This is a genomic window from Burkholderia sp. 4NA327C6 (genome assembly GCF_005502655.1).
Lineage (GTDB): Bacteria > Pseudomonadota > Gammaproteobacteria > Burkholderiales > Burkholderiaceae > Burkholderia > Burkholderia contaminans.
This window is the reverse complement of record NZ_SCNZ01000062.1, coordinates 24,253-43,192: the sequence shown is the minus strand read 5'-3', so window position 1 is coordinate 43,192 and position 18,940 is coordinate 24,253. Positions and strand designations below refer to the sequence as shown.

Here is an 18,940-nt window from a genome sequence, read left to right as displayed (position 1 = left end):
TTGTTGATGTCCAGCAACAGGCCGCAGCCGGTACGCCGGGCGATCTCTGCGATGAATTCGGTTTCACTCATCGTCGACGACGCGAATCCGATGTAGGTCGATGGGTTCTCGAGCAGCAGCGGGCGGGCGATCGCATCCTGGACCTGGTCGACATGCGCGCAGACCCGGTCGAGGGTCGACTGCGTGTAAGGCAGCGGCAGCAGGTCGTTGTAAAAGGCGCCGCCGTGCGACGACCACGCAAGATGCTCGGATACGAGCACGGGTTCGTAGCGCGCGACGACGTCGCGAAAGCGTGCGAGGTGATGCGGATCGAGCGGCGACGGTCCGCCGATCGACAGGCACACGCCGTGCACAGAAACCGGATAGGTTTTGCGCAGCGCGCCCAGCGCCCGATGCGGTGGCCCGCCCTCGCCCATGTAATTTTCCGCGTGCACCTCGAAGAAGCCGTCCTGCAAACCGTCGTCGAGAATGTCCGCGAGGTGACAGGGTTTGAAGCTCGTGCCGACAAGCGACGACAAGCAATGGGGGCGGTCACGGCTCATGTATTTCGGAATACTGACAGAATCGCTCATGATCGCCTCCGGATTTCCTCTTGTCGATGTGCTTTACGACTTCATCGCCGTCAGCGAGCCGTGACCGCCACCCGGCACCTGGATGCTCGTGCACGTACCGCCCTGAACGAACTTCCAAGAGTTGCCTTGGAAGTCGACGGTCGAGGTGCCCTGGCAAGTGGTGCCGGGGCCCGCTGCGCAGTCGTTCTGTCCCTTCAGCGCGACGCCGAAACATTTCTCCTTGTGCGCGGCGACGGCAGCGTCAGCCTCGGCCTTCGTGAGCGGCGCGGCATGTGCGACCGAGGCGACGAGGCTGGCGACGGCGCCGACGAGCAGCGCGGTATTGAGCGAGAGTTTTGCCGACATGGTGTTCTCCGATGAGTGATCTGGAAGGTACCCGTCGCGGGTACGCAAGGTAATTCGTGCGATCGGCGCAAACGGTTACAGCAGTCGGAATTTTTTTTTCGAGCCGGACCTGCCGCATCCCCGCGATGCGCGAGGACATCGATCCCGCTCCGGGAGACGAATAAGGCTCGGGCTGGCGTTGACTTACGTGCGTTTTGAGGGGCGGCCAATGCAGAGACGCGAAGATCGCGTCGTCGGTGACCTGCCTTGAATCCGGTACCGGTAAACGCGAACGGCACAACGCCGTGTGCCACAGGAGGCTAATGTCGGAGCCGATGATGGATACCGGGGAAAAACGCGTGCGAATGTACGACGCGCGGCGCGTTCATGTCTCGTCGGACCCGGCCGTCCAAACCGAGACACCGTCACGATCAATCGCAAAATGGCAAGTATGGCGCTCGACCAGGCTGGTATTTTCTGTTGAAAGGTCGAAGTGCACGCCGGCGATCTCGACACGTGCGAAGCGGTCGCCATTGCGTAGTTCGATCGAGTCGACGACCGCTTCGAACGATCCTGGTCCGCCGATCAAGCGAATTGCACGGGTAGATACGCGCCACATGACGCGCTGCCCCACACCGATCGATCGATCGGCGGTTTCGATGAGCAAATGCTCATTCACCCGGATCAACCCAGGGGCATGAATCACGCCGGTGCCGACGTTTCTCAGGCCGAGCAATTCCGCGACGCGCAAACTTGCCGGTTGTGCGAATACCCGCTCGATCATACCGGTCTGAAGCGCCCCGCCCTGATCGATAACGAGTACCTCGTCCGCGAGCAACGCGGCTTCGTCCGGGTCGTGCGTGACGACGATCGTCACCGCCGATATCTCGCGCTGAAGCTCCCTGAGCGATCGCTGCAAGCGACGACGGCGCGGCGCATCGAGTGCCGAAAACGGTTCGTCGAACAGCATCAGATGGCTGTGGCGGGTCAGCGCCCGGGCGACCGCGACACGTTGGCGCTGGCCGAACGACAACTGGTGCGGCAAGCGATTCAGCAACCCTGCGAGGCCGAGATGGTCGACCCAGTAGCGGGCACTGTCCGTATCGGCGTCGACTGGAAACGCGAGTTGTCGAGCGACCGTCATGTGAGGAAATAGCCCGTAGTCCTGTGGGGTATATCCGATCTGACGCCGCTCGGGAGGCAGCGCGCCAACATCCAATCGGTCGAGCATGACCGTGCCGCCTTCGTTCTGCTCGAGTCCGGCAATCAATCGGAGCGCGAGCGACTTGCCCGATCCTGACGGCCCGATGATCGCGAGCCGACGTGTGGATGGTGCCCACCGGACGTCGAGACTGAAAGTACCAAGACGCTTCACCAACCGGACGGTGAGCCGCGGATTCAGCGTGGCGGCGCTCGTCACAGGGCGCAATGGCGCAAGGGGCGGATCTTCCCCGTTTTCGAGTTGCGAAAGCGCCGCATCGGGCCGCGCACCACGCGTATAGACCGACAGTACGGCGCACACGACGGCGATTGCCAACGTAGGTAGCAACAGCGGCATCATCGCCGGTAGTCCCTGCCCTCCAAACACGACGTAGGTATAGACGGGCAACGAGTACGGGTGGTAGGCGACCATCACGGTCGCACCGAATTCGCCGAACGCACGCAGCCACGCCAGTGCAAGGCCGGCGCGAATCGCCGGCCAAGCGCCCGGCAAGGCGACCCGAAAAAAACGACTGCCCGCGTGATGCCCAAGCGTGGCGGCGACGTCTTCGAGCACCGGATCGAGCGACGCGAATGCCGAGCGTGCCGCGACGATCAGAAAAGGTGCCGCCACGAAAGTTTCGGCGAGCACGATGCCGGCGAACGAGTCGGTGAGTGCACCACCTGTCACGCGACCGACCCAACTGTACGGCCCGACCAGAAACAGCAACAGCACCCCGCTCGTCAGAGGCGGCAGCGCAAGCGGCAACTGCATGACGAAGCCGAGCAGCGTCATCGCGCGTGACGACGATCTCGCCAGCCAGTACCCGAGCGGTACGCCTCCGATCAGGATCAGCAACGCGGCGACGCTGGCGCTGCCGGCCGACACGGCGACAGCCGACCAGGTCGTGCGCCAATCGACGCCGGCCCAGTCGGCTTGCCCAATCTGCGGAATGCTCGCGACGAAAGGCGCACACAGATAGACCGCGAGCAGGATCGCCAGTGCGAGGAGCGGCCGCGCCGTCGACCGCTTCACTGCGCCGAGTCGATCACGGCTTGCAGCGACGGAGGCAGCGCCTGCGCGTTGCCGGCGACCGACGGCTTGACGACGTCGACGCCGTGCTCCTTGAGCAGCGCACGCCCCTTCGCGCTCAACAGGAAATTGACGAATCGAGCTGCGCCGGCCGGATTGGGCGCATCGCCGAGGATGGTCAGCGTGTAACGCGCCTTCGCCTGCAGTTCCGGCGCCGGTGCCACGGCGGGAATCTTCAGGTCGGACGTTTCGGTCGAGTAAAAGAAACCCGCATCGAGCTGGCCCGACTGCAGCCGCCCTACCAGCGTCTCCTCCGGCAGCACCTGCTCAGGGTTCTCCGGCGTACCGAGCGTCTTCTCGACGAGATCCGGCTGATGGTAGAACTCCGCAGCCTTCTTCATCATGTCCACGGTAAATGCGCCCTTGGGATCAAGCTTCGGGTCCGTCCGGCCAATGCGAATGCCCGGCTCCTGCAACACTTGATCCCACCGCTTCGACTTGAATTCCGCTGCAAAGCGGCTTCGCGGGTTATAGCCGATCATCAGCGGCGACTCCGCGAAGTTCACGTACCACGTGACATGGTCGCCGTTCGCCGCGCCCATCAGGCCGTCGTTGACCTTCGGGCTTGCGCTGATGAATACGTCGCCGCGCCGCAGCTTGCCCTTGATCTCGTTGGCGATCTTGTTCGAGCCGGCCGCATACCCATGGAATTTCAGCCCGGTCTCCTGTTCGAACGCGGGGCCGACGCTGCGCTCCATCAGGTTGACCAGTGAACCGGCATAAAGCACGTCGACCGTGCCCTCGGCTGCGATACCGGGTCTCGCGACCAGCACGGTCGCCAATATCGCACCGCAGGCAAGTAGCTTGCGCATCATATCCATCCCCATCGCGTTATAGAGATCGATATATTACGGCCGCGCACACTGCTCCGGCGTGTCCGGTATGCGGCAATCGGCTTGGTGCGGTCGACACGATCGACGTCCACCCGCCGCGTCGCGTTCAGCTCGGCGCAACGACACCCTGATAACCGACGAACAGGCCCACGAGCATGATCAGCGCGCCCGAGAAATACGGCGCCTTTCGCTCGAAATCACCGAACCCGCTCCAGCGCTTCGACACGTGCATAACGCTGACCGTAGCCAACATCCCTGATCAGAGAGGTACGCAAACTCCGTCGCTCAACGTTTTCTGGGTCGACCACTCCCGCCTGCAAGACACGTTGCATTCTCTATGGCACTCGTCGCGTCGCCGCCCGAGCATTCTGTCTGATCCCTGTTTTGACCGTTCGAGCGAAATCGGAAATGCCAAGGGGTACGGTATCCGCCTTGGCGTTCGCGCGCGTCTTCCGTGCGGTGTCCAAGATCGACTCCAAGTGTTCATAAAAACACTCGAGCTGCTGCGTGTCGGAAGCTAACTGCCCAAGATCGAACGACTTCTCAAGCACCGTACGTGGAACATGAAAACGCTGAAGCCCGCGTCCCACACGCATTTGAAAGACCACGCCGTCGCTGTTATGCGGTACTCCCGCCCACACAAGCGCACTGCCCCCCATGAAACCTCCGAAGAATGGCAATCGTCATACTAATGTGCCATTCATTCTCGAGCTTCACATTAATATTTCAAAATTGTGGCGATTCACGTATTGCCATATTCGCAACTTCCCTGATATTGCGCTGCAACATAAATGCTCATAAACTGAATTCGCTCACTCGGAGTAGTTGGTATTTAGTCGCTCCATGACCGGAGATCGCGCCATGACGACCTCTTCACCAGCACTGAGCCAGACGCATCCTGTTCTCCATGTGTTCGAACAGGATGGGGGTTGGCACTGGGGAATCACGGTTCCGCGTTCATTGGGAATCGGGTTCAAATTGATCGCATTTAGCGAGCACACCTTTTCCGCCGTAGACACTGCCCAACGCGATGGCGATCGAGCATTGGCCGCCATCGTCGCAAGTGATGGAAACTGAATTGGCGTATCGAGCGCGGACGTTCCGCTTGAGTTTTCACACTTAGATGCAATACTCCTAACACCCATCGATACGAGATCAGTTACTGCGTGCCATGACGGACTCTCTCATTTGTCTGACTTCCCCGATCGTCGGCGACGATCTGAGCCTGTCGTTCTCTGCCTATGGCCCCGGCTGGGGGTACGTTGCAATCAGGCTTCCGGCGGAAGTTGTTCGAGAGAAGCTTGATGCAAGCGCGACCGCGTCTGAGCATTTGCTCAACGCATTCGAAAGCAATCGCGACAAGATCACGGTCGCGGTGAATCGACATACATTGCCGAGCGATGGCCAGCACATCCAGCTCGACAAATCAGACTTCTAGATCGGAACGAGCACTTGGGCAGCGCTCGGATCTTTGTCTGTTAGCTACTGCTCGGCGAGCAGCGGCAGACGATACAACTACGTCGTCACGAGTCATGAAGTGCACGGATGCCGAAGATAACGCGTGAACCAACATGCTAACCGTAGTCAGGAGGCGTTTTATGAACATCCGGATCTTGGCTCCCTGCGTCCTGGCTGCTGTTGGCATCACGGCTCAAGCCGCCGATATCACCGGCGCTGGCAGCACTTTTGCCGCGCCGATTTACACGAAATGGGCCGATGCCTATAAGAAGGCGGGTGGCGGCAAGGTCAACTACCAAGGTATCGGCTCGTCGGGTGGCTTGAAGCAGATCAACGCCAAGACGATCGATTTTGCCGGATCGGACGCGCCGCTGAAGGATGACGAGCTCGCAAAGGAAGGCCTGTTCCAGTTCCCGACCGTGGTTGGTGGCGTGGTGCCGGTCATCAACGTGCCGGGCGTGAAGGCCGGTGAGCTGACGCTGTCGGGCCCGGTGCTCGGCGACATCTACCTCGGCAAGATCAAGAAGTGGAACGACCCGGCGATCGCCGCGCTGAACCCGAAGGTCAAGTTGCCGGACGCGGACATCGCCGTGGTTCGCCGTGCTGACGGCTCGGGCACGAGTTTCATCTGGACGAACTACCTGTCGAAGGTCAACGACGAGTGGAAGTCGAAGATCGGCGAAGGTACGACGGTCAACTGGCCGACGGGCACGGGCGGCAAGGGCAACGACGGCGTCGCAGCCTTCGTGCAGCGTCTGCCGGGCGCAATCGGCTACGTCGAGTGGGCGTACGCGAAGAAGAACAACATGGTCTACACGGCCTTGAAGAACTCGACCGGCACGGTGGTCGAACCGAAGACGGAAACGTTCAAGGCCGCTGCTGCCGGCGCGAACTGGTCGAAGTCGTTCTACCAGATCCTGACGAACCAGCCGCGCAAGGAAGCATGGCCGGTCGTCGGCGCGACGTTCGTGCTGCTGTACGCGAAGCAGGACAAACCAGATCAGGGCAAGGAAACGTTGAAGTTCTTCGACTGGGCATTTCGCAACGGCAACCAGGCCGCCACGGAGCTCGACTACATCTCGCTTCCTGATCCGGTCGTGTCCGAGATCCGCAAGCAATGGAAGGAAAAAATCAAGGACGTCTCCGGTAAAGCTCTTGCGGACTGAGTAACCGTCCTCGGGGTCAATCCTACGATGCATCTACATGCGCACGCGGTGTGTCTGACCGCTGTTCGGCGTCCTCGGGTTGATGACGGTGCTTGGAGTCGCGATTGCCTGGTGGGTATGGCCTCGCGTCGATCCCGACATCATCCCGCATAAACACGCGCGGCGGAGGACAATGCGCATTTCGCCGAAGGCGAGCAGACCGGGCTGGATACGCATCAGCATCCGTTCACGATCGACGACAAGCATTCGAAATGGTCGGGCCGGCGGTCGTGAGTGCCGGCCGCTGCCGCAGCCAGCATTCAGGCAACAATAAACGTCTCTGGTCAGAGTGAGCGATGTTCGATGTCAGGCGAGGGTCGAGTCGGAAACCGTCGCTGCGAGCGGGTGGCGCGAGATCCTGACGCTGGTCACGCCGAGCATCCTGGGAAGCTGATCGCTCGCCACTGTCTGCGGCATGGGGCCAGGGCCATTGCCGGCGGTCGGAATCGGATAGGCGGTCGAACGCGCGGTATGGAAAGTGATATTCCCCTCCACCTTGGTAACGATCTGATGGATATGTCCGTTCAGAACGGTAACCGAGCCGAACCGTTTCAGATGGTTCATCGCCTGGCCGGCATCGCCGGTGCCCCAACCCCAGGGCCTGTCAGGAATTTTGTGTTTAAGGCATAACATGCTCCCAAGGAGAATTTATGCCTCGCAAACCGAAAGCCCAGCCGGCGGCTCTGCCGGCGATTCCGGCCGAGCTGCTTGAGCAGTTCGGCAACGGTCCGATGACGGCTGAAGCCATCAATGCCGCGACGCTGGCGCTCAAGAAGGCGCTGATCGAACGGGCACTGGGCGGCGAGATGAACCATCATCTCGGCTACCCTCCCGGTGCTGCCAAGCCGGCCAACGCCACGAATCAGCGCAACGGCAAAGGGGCCAAGACGGTTCTGACCGAAGACGGTCCGATCCGTATCGAGGTGCCGCGTGACCGCGACGGCAGCTTCGAACCCATCCTGATTCCCAAGCACGAACGGCGCTTCACGGGCTTCGACGACAAGATCGTCGCCATGTATGCCCGAGGCATGACCGTACGCGAGATCCAAGGCTTCCTGCTGGAACAGTACGGCACTGAGGTCTCGCCCGACTTCATCAGCTCGGTCACCGACGAGGTCATGGCCGAAGTAACCGCCTGGCAGGCCCGGCCGCTCGAGCCAATGTATCCGGTCGTGTTTTTCGACGCACTGCGGGTCAAGATTCGCGAAGACGCCGTCGTGCGCAACAAGGCGGTGTACCTGGCGCTGGGTGTGCTGCCCGACGGCACGCGGGAGATCCTGGGCCTGTGGATCGAGAATACCGAGGGCGCCAAGTTCTGGATGAAGGTGTTCAATGACTTGAAGACGCGCGGCGTTCACGACATCCTGATCGCCGTCACTGACGGACTGAAGGGCATGCCCGAAGCGCTGGCAGCAGCGTTTCCGGCCACGACGCTGCAAGCCTGCATCGTCCATTTGATCCGCAACAGCCTCGATTACGCCAGTTGGAAGGACCGCAGAGGACTGGCCGCCGCGATCAAACCGATCTACGCCGCCCCCAGTGCGGAAGCGGCCCAGGCCGAACTCGATGCGTTTGCGGATGGTCCGTGGGGCCAGAAATTCCCGACCGTCAGTAGCGCGTGGCGCAACGCCTGGGATCGCGTGATCCCGTTTTTTGCGTTTCCGCCGGGTGTGCGCAAGATCATCTACACGACGAACGCGATTGAAAATATCAACTCGCAGTTGCGCAAGATCATCAAGACCCGTGGTCACTTCCCGAGCGACGAGGCCGCCACCAAGCTCATCTGGCTGGCCTTGCGCAACATCACCGCAAATTGGGGAAGTGCCGCGCATGACTGGAAGACGGCCATGAACCAATTCGCTATCCTTTATGCAGATCGGTTCGTTCGACCTTCCGTGTAATTGTTCCACTCGCCTTGAACACGGAAATTCTGACACCCCCCAACCCCAGGGGGCGTAAATCGTCCACATCGGCATGTGGACAAAGACGACGATCGGCGTGCTGGACGAGCGCCCTTTCAAATCGTTTTCAAGCCAGGAAAGCTGGTCCTCGCCCAAGCTGCCCAGCGCGTTCGGCGTGAAATGCAGCACGTTGACGAGCCCGATGAAATGCACGCCATCGTGATCGAAGCTGTAATAGCCCCGGTTGTCCGATGCTTTGCCGAAGCGTTTGAAGTATTCGCCCTGAGGCCCGTCTGTCACGTCATGTTCGCCGGGCACCGTGTGCAACTCGGTGATATTAAGCCCCGACAACAATTGGGCCGCGAGGTCGAACTCTTCCGGTTTGGAAAGGTGCGTGATATCGCCCGTATGAATCGCCAGGGCTGGCTTGACCGGCATGGTGTTGACGAAATCTATCGTCTGTTTGAGCGTACCGGCCACATCCGGATTGGCTTCCTTGTTGAAACCGATATGCGAGTCGCTGATCTGCAGGAACAGCGGCACGCCCGAGGCCGCCTTGTCCTCGCTACTGGCGGCGAGCGCTAATTCCACGGGCGTCAGGACGCCTCCGGACAGGACAAACAGGGTGCCCGCGCCACCGAAGGCGAGACATTTCAAGGCGCTGCGGCGCGACGGCCGGGAAGGAAGATCTGACGACATGGTGCCTCCTCGTCTGGGTTAAGGAGGTAAACCGCCGGTTCGCCCGGTGGGCCTCCAGAGGTAGTTCCAAGTGCAATACCGCGGAGGCGTCCGTTTTATTCCCCAATCGCAAATCGCGCAGTCTCGCGTTTTGATCGCTGACTGCAATTCCGTCGTGTGCGTGTCGCGGATATTCACCCGCTGCGCCTGAGCGACGATGCGCATCCTGGCGCGAAATACATGTCGTCCGAGTCGTCGAGCGGGATTGACGCCGGCCCCTTTTCCGTGCGCGGACCGCGAGGCGGGCAAGGTGACGGCGCTCGATGCCAGCGCGGACGATTACCTGACCACGTCCAGGTACAGTCGATCTAATCGCACATTCGAGCGCATCTCTGATGAAAGACAGAGCAGTTGCGGGAAGTTTGGGGCACGGCACATGCGAGAAACCCGCATTCTCTGCGGATCTGAGTCGGACAATTGCGCCGCAAGCTGAAACGCGATGTGCATCGGCCCGAACATATCCTGGCGGAGGTCGGTGACGGTTCCAGGCTCGTCTGGAACCGTTCGTCCCCCGATATGCCCGTCGCGTTCGATGCGCAATCGAGTCCGGCAGGCCACGCCGCGATCAGCTCAGCGCAACAACACCCTGATAACCGACGAACAGGCCTACGAGCATGATCAGCGCGCCCGAGAAATACGGCGCCTTCCGAGCGAAATCACCGAACCCGCTCCAGCGCTTCGACACGTGCTTCACGCTGATCGCGGCCAGCGTGCCCGAGACGACCATCGTCAGTGCCAACCCGATACTGAAGCACAGCACCAGTGTGGCACCCAGCGCGATCTGCTTGAGTTGCAGGCAGAGCAGCAACACCGTGATGGATGCCGGACACGGGATCAGCCCGCCAGTCAGCCCGAACATCACGATTTGCCCCGTAGTGACCTCGCGGTTGGCAAACCGCCGACGAATGTCGTTGGCGTGAGCGCGTTCGTGCGCATCCTGATAGCCGTCATCCGATACGTCGAGTCCGTTCCGACCGGCGCCTGCGTGATGATGGTGATCGTGTTCGACGAATTCGACGTCGTAGTCGTGGCTGTGGTTGCCATGACCGAGACTCAGCCGAGCGACAAACTCGTGCGGCTCGGGAATCTCCTGCACCGATTCCACGAAACCGTCTCCCAGCCTGAACGTGAAGGTCTGCCGGTTGCCGTCCGGGCGTTCGGTTTCGATCCGGACTTCGTCGGCGCTCCACACGTGAGCGTGCCGGCCTTGGCGATACAGACGAAAGCGCGGCGGCACGCCGTCCTCGAACACTTCGAGGCGCACGACACCATGCCCGGTATCGATCAGCTTGGCCTCGTCGCCGTGATCGTGGTGGTCGTGGCCATGATCGTGGTCGTGATGATCATGCGCGTGCGCGACCCGCTGCTCGCGCCAGGTCCGCCAGATCATCCACGCCGCAACACCGACGATCAGCACCGCGGACGCCACCTGGAAATACGGTTCGCTGGTCTCCGCATTCCAGTTGCGTCCGAAGTACATCCCGGCCAGCGCGATCGCCCATACGACGGCCGTATGTGAAACCGTCGCGGACAACCCGAGCAGCACGGCCTGCCCGATCGTGCCGCGGATCGCGACGATGAAGGCGGCCATCATCGTTTTCGAATGGCCCGGCTCGAGGCCGTGCAAGGCGCCCAGCAGGATCGCGCTGGGAATGAACAGCCAGGCGTTGGACGCGCCTTGCTGCAGAAGGGTGGAAAATTCCGTCATGGTCGAGCCTTACAGATATTTGGTAATGGTTTTCAATTCGGCCAGCGCAGCATCTGCCGTCAGCCCGCCTTCGCGGACTGCATGGTCGATGCAGTGATCGATGTGGTCGCGGATGAGCGCCTGCTTCGCGTTGCCCACCGCGCTCTCGACCGCCTGAAGCTGTTGCGCGACGTCGACGCACGGGCGTGCCTCCTCGAGCATCGCGATGACGCTCTTGAGGTGCCCCTCCGCGCGTTTCAACCGCTTGATGATGTCCAGATGCGATTCATGGATCGTCACGGTTCCTCCGATTCTGCGAAATTCATGTCAAAGACGACGACAACCGGCGATGGATCGGTTTGAGCGATCTATCCTATCCTCCTGGATAGGATAGAAGAAGAACTGCGGCCACGAATCTTCATCCGATGCCGCAACCTGCGTGAGGACGATCAGCCGGTCGTTTCGCGTGTCAGCTTCGCCTGGCGCCGTGCCTTGTCATTCACGATCTGATGGCGCCGGTGATCCGTCATTTTTTTCCACGTCCGTGCTTCGTCCAGCGTGCGGAGACAGGCCACGCAGTAGCCTGTTCTGCCGTCGAACGAGCACACGTCGACGCAAGGTGATTTGACCGCCATGCTCAGTACCCCTTTGCGGCCGGCACGACTTCGACCGTTACGTGCGAAAGATCCTTGAAGCGCTGCAGCAGACCGTGATAAAAGCGCGAATCTCGCACTGCATCGCCGGTCGTGACGGACACAACCGCGCTCATATGCCCCGGCCCGAGACGCCACACATGCAGGTCGTTGATCGTGTCGCCGCCGCTTTCGATCGCGCTGCGCACGTTGTCCGCGAGCCGTCGATCCGAACTCATGTCGAGCAGGATGCCACCGGTATCGCGCATCAGGCCGTATGACCAGTTTGCGATGACGAGCGCGCCGACAATACCGGCCAACGGGTCCATCCAGATCCAGCCGAAAGCACGCGCGAGCAACAGGCCGACGATCGTCAGGACCGAAACCGCCGCATCGGCAATCACGTGGATGTAGGCGGAGCGGATATTGTGATCGCGCGCGACGGACGCATCCGTGCCGTGGTCGTGCTCCTCGAACGCCAGTTCGTGCGCGCCCCCGTTCAGCCGGACGATTGCCTTGAACTGGTGAGGTTCGGGAATCTCCTCGATCGATTCGAGGTAACCGCCGCGCGCCTTCATCGAGAACGTCTGTTGCGTGCCGTCTGGACGAATCGTCGTGATCGACGTACTGGCCGCGTCCGCGAGTTGCGCGCCGCTCGTCGCGGGCGTAATCCGGAACACCGGCGGCACTCCGTCCTCGAATACGGATACGAGGAACACGCCGTCCCGATCGAAGACCTTTTGCGGTTCGTCTTCGTGGTCGCCGTGGGCATGGCCGTGATGTTGACCGTGGCTATGGCCGTGGTGATCGCCACTCAGCAGCCAGACGCTCGCGATGTTGACGAGCAGGCCCGCCACGGCGATCGGAATGGCCTCGCCGAAATGGATCGGCACCGGCGACAGAAAGCGGGAGACCGCCTCGTACCCGATCAGCAGCGCGATCATCGCGAGTACGATCGCGCTCGTGAAGCCTGCGAGATCCCCGAGCTTTCCCGTGCCGAACACGAAGCGCGGGTCGCTCGCGTGCTTGCGCGCATAGGTGTACGCGAGCGCGGCAATCAGCATCGCGCCGGCGTGCGTCGACATGTGCAGCCCGTCCGCGACGAGCGCCAGCGAGCCGAAGAGCGTCCCGCCGACGATCTCGGCCACCATCATCGCCGCGCACAGCCCGATGACCATCCAGGTCCTGCGTTCGTTCTGCTCGTGCGCGGTGCCGAGAAAGATGTGGTCGTGTCCGGCGCCGAAGGCGGCATCCCTGAAATCGCTCATTTCGTTACCCTGATTACTTGAAGTAGCTGTGAACGACATCGATCAGCTGTTCCGTGGCGCTCCCCTCGTGCGCGTCGGGCACGCCGGCATCGACAAGATGGGTTCGAATGTGGTCCTCGAGCACGACCGCCAGCAGGCCGTTCATCGCGCCTCGGCAACTCGTGATCTGCTGGAGGACGTCATTGCAGCCACGCTCCTCCTCGAGCGCCCGCTCGATGGCCTCGACCTGCCCCTTGATGCGGCGCACCCGATTCAACAGCTTCTGCTTTTCCCTGACGGTATGGCTCATGACGACCTCGGATATAAGGTGGGGGAGTATATCTCAGGATCGTTTCCCATATAGGGTAGAGGGGTATATTTTATGAAAATGTAAGATTGAACTCACTGTGGCCCCCGCCAGGCCACGAACAATCGTGCGGCGAAGTCCGCACAAAGCCAGCCGACCTGTACATGTCGGCGGCTGGCAAGTACAACGCGATCTTCGCGATGGCGAAGGCGTCTAGTGACGATGCCGGTGGTGAATGTCCGGAAAGTGCGCGTGCGGGTGCGTGATGGGCAGATGCGCGTGCGGATGCGTATGCGGCTCGTCCCCTTCATACGGAAAGTCGTGCGCATGCTGGTGATGTTCGTCGTGCCGATGCTGATGGGTGTGCTCCAGCGGCTCGTGCGTATGCGCGTGCTCATGCCGTTCGCGCACATGGAGCCAGATGCCCAGCGCCATGAGCACCGCAGCGAGCCAGAACGTGACTGACGGCATTTCCGGCCAGATCAGCAGCGACAGTACGACGCCGAACAGCGGCGCAACCGAGAAGTAGGCGCCTGTTCGCGCGGTGCCCAGATGGCGCAACGAGATGACGAACAGCACGAGGCTGATGCCGTAACCGCCGAGCCCCGTCAGCATCGCGGCTGCCACGGTCGACAGCGCCGGCGGCGTCGCGCCTGTCATCGCGGCGATCGCGATATTGACCGGCCCGGCGATCGGGCCCTTCAGGCAAGCGATGGTCATCGCGTCGTTCGCGGACACCTTGCGCGTGAAATTGTTGTCGATCGCCCAGCACAGGCACGCGCCGACGATGAGCATCGAGCCGACCGGAATGCCTGCGGCACCCGATTTCCACGACAGCAGGACCCCGCCCGCGACGATCGCGACCATGCGGAGAAACACCTCAAGATCGACGTTCTCGCGAAACACGACCCATGCAATCACCGCGGTCAGCACGCCTTCCAGATTGAGCAGCAGCGCGCTGGCGGCGGCCGGTGTGCTCGACAGCCCGAGCATCAGCAGCGCCGGCCCCGCCACACCGCCCGCCGCAATCGCACCGGCCAGCCACGGAATTTCCTCTCGTTTCAACGTATGGCCGGTTTCGGCCGGCGCCGCCGATTTCCGCAGGCGGCGAACGAGGATGCCGATGCCGAGACCGATACCGCTTCCGAGATAGAACAAGCCGGCCACGAGGAACGGCGACATCGAGCCAAGCAAAGCCTTCGCCAAAGGGGTAGCGCCGCCGAACAGGGCGGCCGCGGTCAGCGCCACGAGGATCGCGTTGATTCTGGAATTCATCGAATGGAGTGGGTTTCCGTTGTGCGGCTGATGCTCAGTTCCGCCAGTCTATCCGGCCATCGTTACGATTTTCCGCGCTCGCTGCTGGCATTCGACGCTGGCGCCCGAACCAAGCCCTCGAAAGTTAACTTGTAGAGTGAATAACATGTGAGTAGTATTCGCTACATGGAAGCATTCACGACCTGGTCACTTCTCGTTCTGACCCTTCCCACAGAAAACGCGACGGCCCGCATGCGGTACTGGCGCGCGCTCAAGGCGAAGGGCTGCGCGGTGCTGCGCGACGGCATCTACCTGCTGCCTTACACCGCCGAGCACGAAAGCACGCTGCGCGAATTGGCGGACGGGATCGCCGAAAGCGGCGGCACGGCCCACCTGCTGCGCGCGCCGAGCCTCGACGCGTCGCAGGAGGAGGAATTCCGTGCGCTGTTCAGTCGCGACGACGACTATGCGGCTTTCACCCGCTCCCTCGCCGACGCGCGAAAAACGCTGGCCGGGCAATCCGCCACGGAGCTGACCCGCCTGCTGCGGCGCCTGCGCAAGGACTTCGACACGCTCCGCGCGATCGACTATTTTCCGGGCGACTCGGCCACCCACGCCGAAGTCGCGATGCAGGACTTCGTCGCACTGGTCGATACCGTGCTGTCGCCCGGCGAGCCGCATGCCGCGGAACGCGAGATCCGGCGGCTGGCGATCGACGCCTATCAAGGCCGCACGTGGGCGACACGGCAGCGCATGTGGGTCGACCGCGTTGCGAGCGCATGGTTGATCCGCCGTTTCATCGATGCGCGCGCCCGTTTCATCTGGCTCGCGTCGCCCGCCGATTGTCCGGACGATGCGCTGGGCTTCGATTTCGACGGTGCGACGTTCACGCACGTCGGCGAACGCGTGACGTTCGAGGTGCTGCTCGCGAGTTTCGGGCTCGACCGGGACCCGGCGCTGATGCGGCTCGGCGAGATCGTGCATGCGCTCGACGTCGGCGGCACCGCGGCGCCGGAAGCGGTCGGCTTCGAGGCCGTGATGGCCGGCACGCGGCAGCGCACGGACAACGACAATCAACTGCTCGAGCAGATGGGTGCGGTACTCGACTCGCTGTATGCGCATTTCGCGTCGAACGACAAGACCGTGTCTGGGGCCAAGTCATGACCACCGCCATCGCCACGACCGAACCGACCTATTCGCTGGGCCAATTGGTCGGCTACATGCTGCGTCTCGGTACGTTCGGGTTCGGCGGGCCGGTCGCGCTGGCAGGCTACATGCGCCGCGACCTCGTCGAGCGGCGTGGCTGGATCACCGAGGCGGACTACAAGGAAGGGCTCACGCTGGCCCAGCTCGCGCCGGGGCCGATGGCCGCACAACTCGCAATCTATCTCGGTTTCGTCCACTACCGGATTCTCGGCGCGACGCTCGTCGGCTTCGCGTTCGTGCTGCCGTCGTTCCTGATGGTGCTCGCGCTTGGTTTTGCCTATTCGCACTTCGGCGGACTGTCGTGGATGCAGGCCGTGTTCTACGGCGTTGGCGCCGCGGTGGTCGGCATTATCGCGATGAGCGCGTACAAACTCACGACGAAGACCGTTGGCCACGACAAGCTGCTCTGGGCCATTTTCCTGACGCTGGCCGCCGTGACCTTCATCACGGAATCGGAAATCGCGTGGCTGTTCATCGTCGCCGGTCTGATCGGATGGCTGTGGCGTGCCCCGCCGAAATGGCTGCACAAGGGGGGATTAAACGCGGTCGCGGCCGCCAACCTGCCGGCGGCCAGCGGTCTGCTGAGCGGTATCGACGTGCCGCAGCTCGTGCAGATCGGCGTGTTCTTCACGAAGGCCGGTGCGTTCGTGTTCGGCTCGGGCCTTGCGATCGTGCCGTTCCTGTATGGCGGCGTCGTCACCGAGCACCACTGGCTCAACGACAAGCAGTTCGTCGACGCCGTCGCGGTCGCGATGATCACGCCCGGCCCGGTCGTGATCACCGTCGGCTTCATCGGGTATCTCGTCGCGGGCCTTCCCGGCGCGTGCGTCGCCGCGCTCGGCACGTTCCTGCCTTGTTATCTGTTCACCGTCATTCCCGCGCCGTACGTGAAGAAGTACGGCCACCGGCCCGGCGTGAAGGCGTTTGTCGACGGCATCACGGCCGCCGCCGTCGGCGCGATCACGGGCTCCGTGCTTGTCATCGCGAAGCGGTCGATCGTCGACCTGCCGACCGCGCTGCTCGCCGTCGCGACCGTGCTGTTGCTGTGGCGCTTCAAGAAGCTGCAGGAACCGGTGATCGTGACCGCGGCGGCGCTGATCGGGCTGGCCGCCTATCCGTTCCTCCATCACTGACCTGCGTTACCGGGAGACGAACATGACGTACCAGATGAAAACGCTGGCATGCGATCCGGCCCAGTTGCAGGGCCTGTCCGAACGACTGATCGTCAGCCACTACGAGAACAACTACGGCGGGGCCGTCAAACGGTTGAACGCGATCACCGAGCAGTTGGCCGGGATCGATCCGGCGAGCACTTCCGTGTTCGTGCTGAACGGCCTGAAGCGCGAGGAACTCATCGCCGCAAATTCGATGATCCTGCACGAGATCTACTTCGACTCCCTCGGAACCGGTGATCCGCTCGGCGGCGCACTGAGCGGCGCGATTGAGCGAGATTTCGGCAGCATCGATCGGTGGCGTACCGAATTCATCGCGATGGGCAAGGCGCTCGGAGGCGGCTCAGGATGGGTGTTGTTGAGCTGGTCGCCACGACTCGGACGGCTGACCAACCAGTGGGCATCGGACCACGCTCACACGCTGGCCGACGGCGCACCGTTGCTGGCACTCGACATGTACGAGCACGCGTATCACATCGATTTCGGTGCGAAAGCTGGCGCCTACGTCGACGCGTTCATGCAGAACATCAACTGGACCAACGTCGCGGCGCGATTCGCCGATGCGACACGCTGATCCATCCGTGCGTGCGCCGCGATCGAAGCGATGCGCGCAGCCCATGACACAACCGGAAGAATCGACTTGATGGAAGCCAGCACTACCGACGCACGGCGTTCGGTCGCCACGACATCGGATATCCCCGCGCACGAGCGCCACGGCGTCTCGTTTCGCGACGCATTCTGGGTCTGGGTGCGGGTGGCCGCGCTCAGCTTCGGCGGCCCCGCCGGGCAGATCGCCGTGATGCACCGGATTCTGGTCGAGGAAAAGCGCTGGATCAGCGAAACGCGTTTCCTGCACGCGCTGAACTACTGCACGCTCGTGCCCGGGCCGGAGGCGCACAAGCTGGCCGTCTACATCGGCTGGCTGCTGCATCGAACGCGCGGCGGCCTCGTGGCCGGCCTCCTCTTCATCCTGCCCGGTCTCGTTGCGCTCGGCATCCTGAGCTGGGTCTTCGCGACGTATGGAAGCGTTGGGTATGTTCAGGCGTTGTTCTTCGGCCTGAAGGCTGCCGTGCTCGCGGTCGTGCTCGAGGCCGTGGTACGCGTCGGGCGCCGTGCACTGAAGACCCGCACGATGGTTGCCGTTGCCGCGCTCTCGTTTATCGCAATCTTCTTCTTCGCGGTGCCGTTCCCCTTCATCATCATAGCGGCAGCCGCGATCGGCCTGGTCGGCCGCGCGACCGGCACGCTGTCGTCGCGCGGTGCGGCCGGGCAGAAGAAAACGGAGTACGACGAAGGGCCGCTGCCCGCCATCGACGCCGCGTTCGCCGTGGAGATTCCCGAGCACGTGCGCCCGTCGCATGCCCGCGCGCTCAAGGTGACGGCGATCGGTGTGCTGCTCTGGCTCGGACCGTTGTTCGTCTTTCTGGCAACGATCGGCCCGGACAGCGTGTTCACGCACATCGCCACCTTCTTCAGCAAGATGGCGGTGCTGACCTTCGGCGGCGCCTACGCAATTCTCACCTACGTCGCGCAGCAGGCCGTCGATCACTATCACTGGCTCGCGCCCGGCGAAATGCTGGCCGGCCTCGGCATGGCCGAAACGACGCCGGGCCCGCTCATCAGCGTCGTGCAGTTCGTCGGCTTCATGGCCGCGTTCCGTCAGCCCGGCACGCTCGACCCGGCACTGGCCGGTACGCTCGGCGGCATTCTCGCCAAATGGGTGACCTTCACGCCGTCGTTCCTGTTCATTTTCATCGGCGCACCGTATATCGAAGCGCTGCGCAACAACCGCGCGCTCAACGCCGTGCTGTCGACGATCATGGCCGCAGTTGTCGGCGTAATCCTGAACCTCGCGGTGTGGTTCGCGATTCATACGCTGTTTGCGCAGGTCGACGTCAAACACGTGCTGGGCATGACGCTGCAGATCCCGGTGTTGTCCAGTCTCGACGTGTGGTCGCTGGTGTTGTCGCTCGCCGCGATGATCTCGCTGTTCCGCTTCAAGCTCGGAATGATGACGACGCTCGCTGGATGCTGTCTGGCCGGGATCGTCATTCACGTGATCGGGTAACGCGCGCGACTGGACGAGGAACGAGTGATGCGAAGGTTTTGCA

The 18,940-nt window shown here is 62.3% G+C and carries 19 protein-coding genes and 2 pseudogenes; 8 read left to right on the top strand and 13 right to left on the bottom strand.

What is annotated here, in order from left to right; translation table 11 throughout:
- The 5 genes from FFS49_RS37240 to FFS49_RS37220 form a co-directional block, all read right to left on the bottom strand.
- A partial coding sequence (locus FFS49_RS37240; protein ID WP_137951049.1) for a DUF692 domain-containing protein occupies positions 1-572 on the bottom strand: 572 nt, incomplete at its 3' end.
- Between the two features lie 33 nt (positions 573-605).
- Positions 606-917: a DUF2282 domain-containing protein gene (locus tag FFS49_RS37235; RefSeq protein WP_137909985.1), complete on the bottom strand. Its 312-nt coding sequence runs from the start codon at positions 915-917 to the stop codon at positions 606-608.
- A 364-nt stretch (positions 918-1,281) separates the two neighbouring features.
- Positions 1,282-3,132 carry an ATP-binding cassette domain-containing protein gene (locus FFS49_RS37230; protein WP_137909986.1) on the bottom strand — a complete coding sequence of 617 codons (1,851 nt, stop codon included), beginning with the start codon at positions 3,130-3,132 and terminating at the stop codon, positions 1,282-1,284.
- Positions 3,129-4,004, bottom strand: a complete 876-nt coding sequence (locus FFS49_RS37225) for an extracellular solute-binding protein (protein ID WP_137910026.1) — start codon at positions 4,002-4,004, stop codon at positions 3,129-3,131. The genes FFS49_RS37230 and FFS49_RS37225 overlap by 4 nt, the downstream gene beginning before the upstream one ends.
- Before the next feature lie 124 nt (positions 4,005-4,128).
- Complete coding sequence (locus tag FFS49_RS37220) at positions 4,129-4,275, bottom strand: hypothetical protein (protein WP_349291137.1); 147 nt, start codon at positions 4,273-4,275, stop codon at positions 4,129-4,131.
- 608 nt (positions 4,276-4,883) lie between these two features.
- Between FFS49_RS37220 and FFS49_RS37210 the strand changes: the two genes are divergently transcribed.
- The 3 genes from FFS49_RS37210 (at position 4,884) to pstS (ending at position 6,646) form a co-directional block, all read left to right on the top strand.
- A complete protein-coding gene (locus FFS49_RS37210; protein WP_137909988.1) occupies positions 4,884-5,099 on the top strand; it encodes a hypothetical protein in 216 nt (71 codons plus the stop codon).
- 94 nt (positions 5,100-5,193) lie between these two features.
- On the top strand, positions 5,194-5,460 hold the full coding sequence (locus FFS49_RS37205; RefSeq protein ID WP_137909989.1) for a hypothetical protein: 267 nt from the start codon (positions 5,194-5,196) through the stop codon (positions 5,458-5,460).
- 160 nt (positions 5,461-5,620) lie between these two features.
- The gene (gene pstS, locus FFS49_RS37200; protein ID WP_137909990.1) at positions 5,621-6,646 is read left to right on the top strand and encodes a phosphate ABC transporter substrate-binding protein PstS; all 1,026 of its coding nucleotides are present in this window, start codon (positions 5,621-5,623) and stop codon (positions 6,644-6,646) included.
- 345 nt (positions 6,647-6,991) lie between these two features.
- Here the strand turns inward: pstS and FFS49_RS37195 are convergent.
- Positions 6,992-7,285 (bottom strand): annotated as a pseudogene (locus FFS49_RS37195) (metallophosphoesterase); the annotation flags it as partial.
- Between the two features lie 50 nt (positions 7,286-7,335).
- Between FFS49_RS37195 and FFS49_RS37190 the strand changes: the two are divergent.
- Positions 7,336-8,586: an IS256 family transposase gene (locus FFS49_RS37190; RefSeq protein WP_137909991.1), complete on the top strand. Its 1,251-nt coding sequence runs from the start codon at positions 7,336-7,338 to the stop codon at positions 8,584-8,586.
- Positions 8,587-8,622: 36 nt separating this feature from the next.
- On the opposite strand, the pseudogene FFS49_RS37185 reads toward FFS49_RS37190, so the two are convergent.
- The 7 genes and pseudogenes from FFS49_RS37185 to FFS49_RS37155 all read right to left on the bottom strand — a co-directional run.
- Positions 8,623-9,285: pseudogene (locus FFS49_RS37185) on the bottom strand (metallophosphoesterase); the annotation flags it as partial.
- Between the two features lie 604 nt (positions 9,286-9,889).
- A complete protein-coding gene (locus tag FFS49_RS37180) occupies positions 9,890-11,032 on the bottom strand; it encodes a nickel/cobalt efflux protein RcnA (RefSeq protein ID WP_137909992.1) in 1,143 nt (380 codons plus the stop codon).
- 9 nt (positions 11,033-11,041) lie between these two features.
- Positions 11,042-11,311, bottom strand: a complete 270-nt coding sequence (locus FFS49_RS37175) for a metal-sensing transcriptional repressor (RefSeq protein WP_137909993.1) — start codon at positions 11,309-11,311, stop codon at positions 11,042-11,044.
- Positions 11,312-11,460: 149 nt separating this feature from the next.
- Positions 11,461-11,646, bottom strand: a complete 186-nt coding sequence (locus FFS49_RS37170; protein WP_171026894.1) for a DUF1289 domain-containing protein — start codon at positions 11,644-11,646, stop codon at positions 11,461-11,463.
- Positions 11,647-11,648: 2 nt separating this feature from the next.
- Entirely contained in the window at positions 11,649-12,911 is a 1,263-nt protein-coding gene (dmeF, locus tag FFS49_RS37165; protein ID WP_137909994.1) for a CDF family Co(II)/Ni(II) efflux transporter DmeF, read from the bottom strand.
- Positions 12,912-12,924: 13 nt separating this feature from the next.
- Entirely contained in the window at positions 12,925-13,200 is a 276-nt protein-coding gene (locus tag FFS49_RS37160) for a metal/formaldehyde-sensitive transcriptional repressor (RefSeq protein ID WP_137909995.1), read from the bottom strand.
- A gap of 210 nt (positions 13,201-13,410) precedes the next feature.
- Positions 13,411-14,472: a DMT family transporter gene (locus FFS49_RS37155; RefSeq protein WP_137951048.1), complete on the bottom strand. Its 1,062-nt coding sequence runs from the start codon at positions 14,470-14,472 to the stop codon at positions 13,411-13,413.
- 165 nt (positions 14,473-14,637) lie between these two features.
- Between FFS49_RS37155 and FFS49_RS37150 the strand changes: the two genes are divergently transcribed.
- The 4 genes from FFS49_RS37150 to chrA all read left to right on the top strand — a co-directional run bounded on the left by FFS49_RS37150 (position 14,638) and on the right by chrA (position 18,897).
- A complete protein-coding gene (locus FFS49_RS37150; RefSeq protein WP_171026893.1) occupies positions 14,638-15,615 on the top strand; it encodes a chromate resistance protein ChrB domain-containing protein in 978 nt (325 codons plus the stop codon).
- Entirely contained in the window at positions 15,612-16,790 is a 1,179-nt protein-coding gene (locus FFS49_RS37145; protein ID WP_137909998.1) for a chromate transporter, read from the top strand. The genes FFS49_RS37150 and FFS49_RS37145 overlap by 4 nt, the downstream gene beginning before the upstream one ends.
- 22 nt (positions 16,791-16,812) lie before the next feature.
- Entirely contained in the window at positions 16,813-17,403 is a 591-nt protein-coding gene (locus FFS49_RS37140) for a Fe-Mn family superoxide dismutase (protein WP_137909999.1), read from the top strand.
- Between the two features lie 69 nt (positions 17,404-17,472).
- Positions 17,473-18,897, top strand: a complete 1,425-nt coding sequence (chrA, locus tag FFS49_RS37135; RefSeq protein ID WP_137910000.1) for a chromate efflux transporter — start codon at positions 17,473-17,475, stop codon at positions 18,895-18,897.
- The last annotated feature ends 43 nt before the right edge of the window (positions 18,898-18,940 follow it).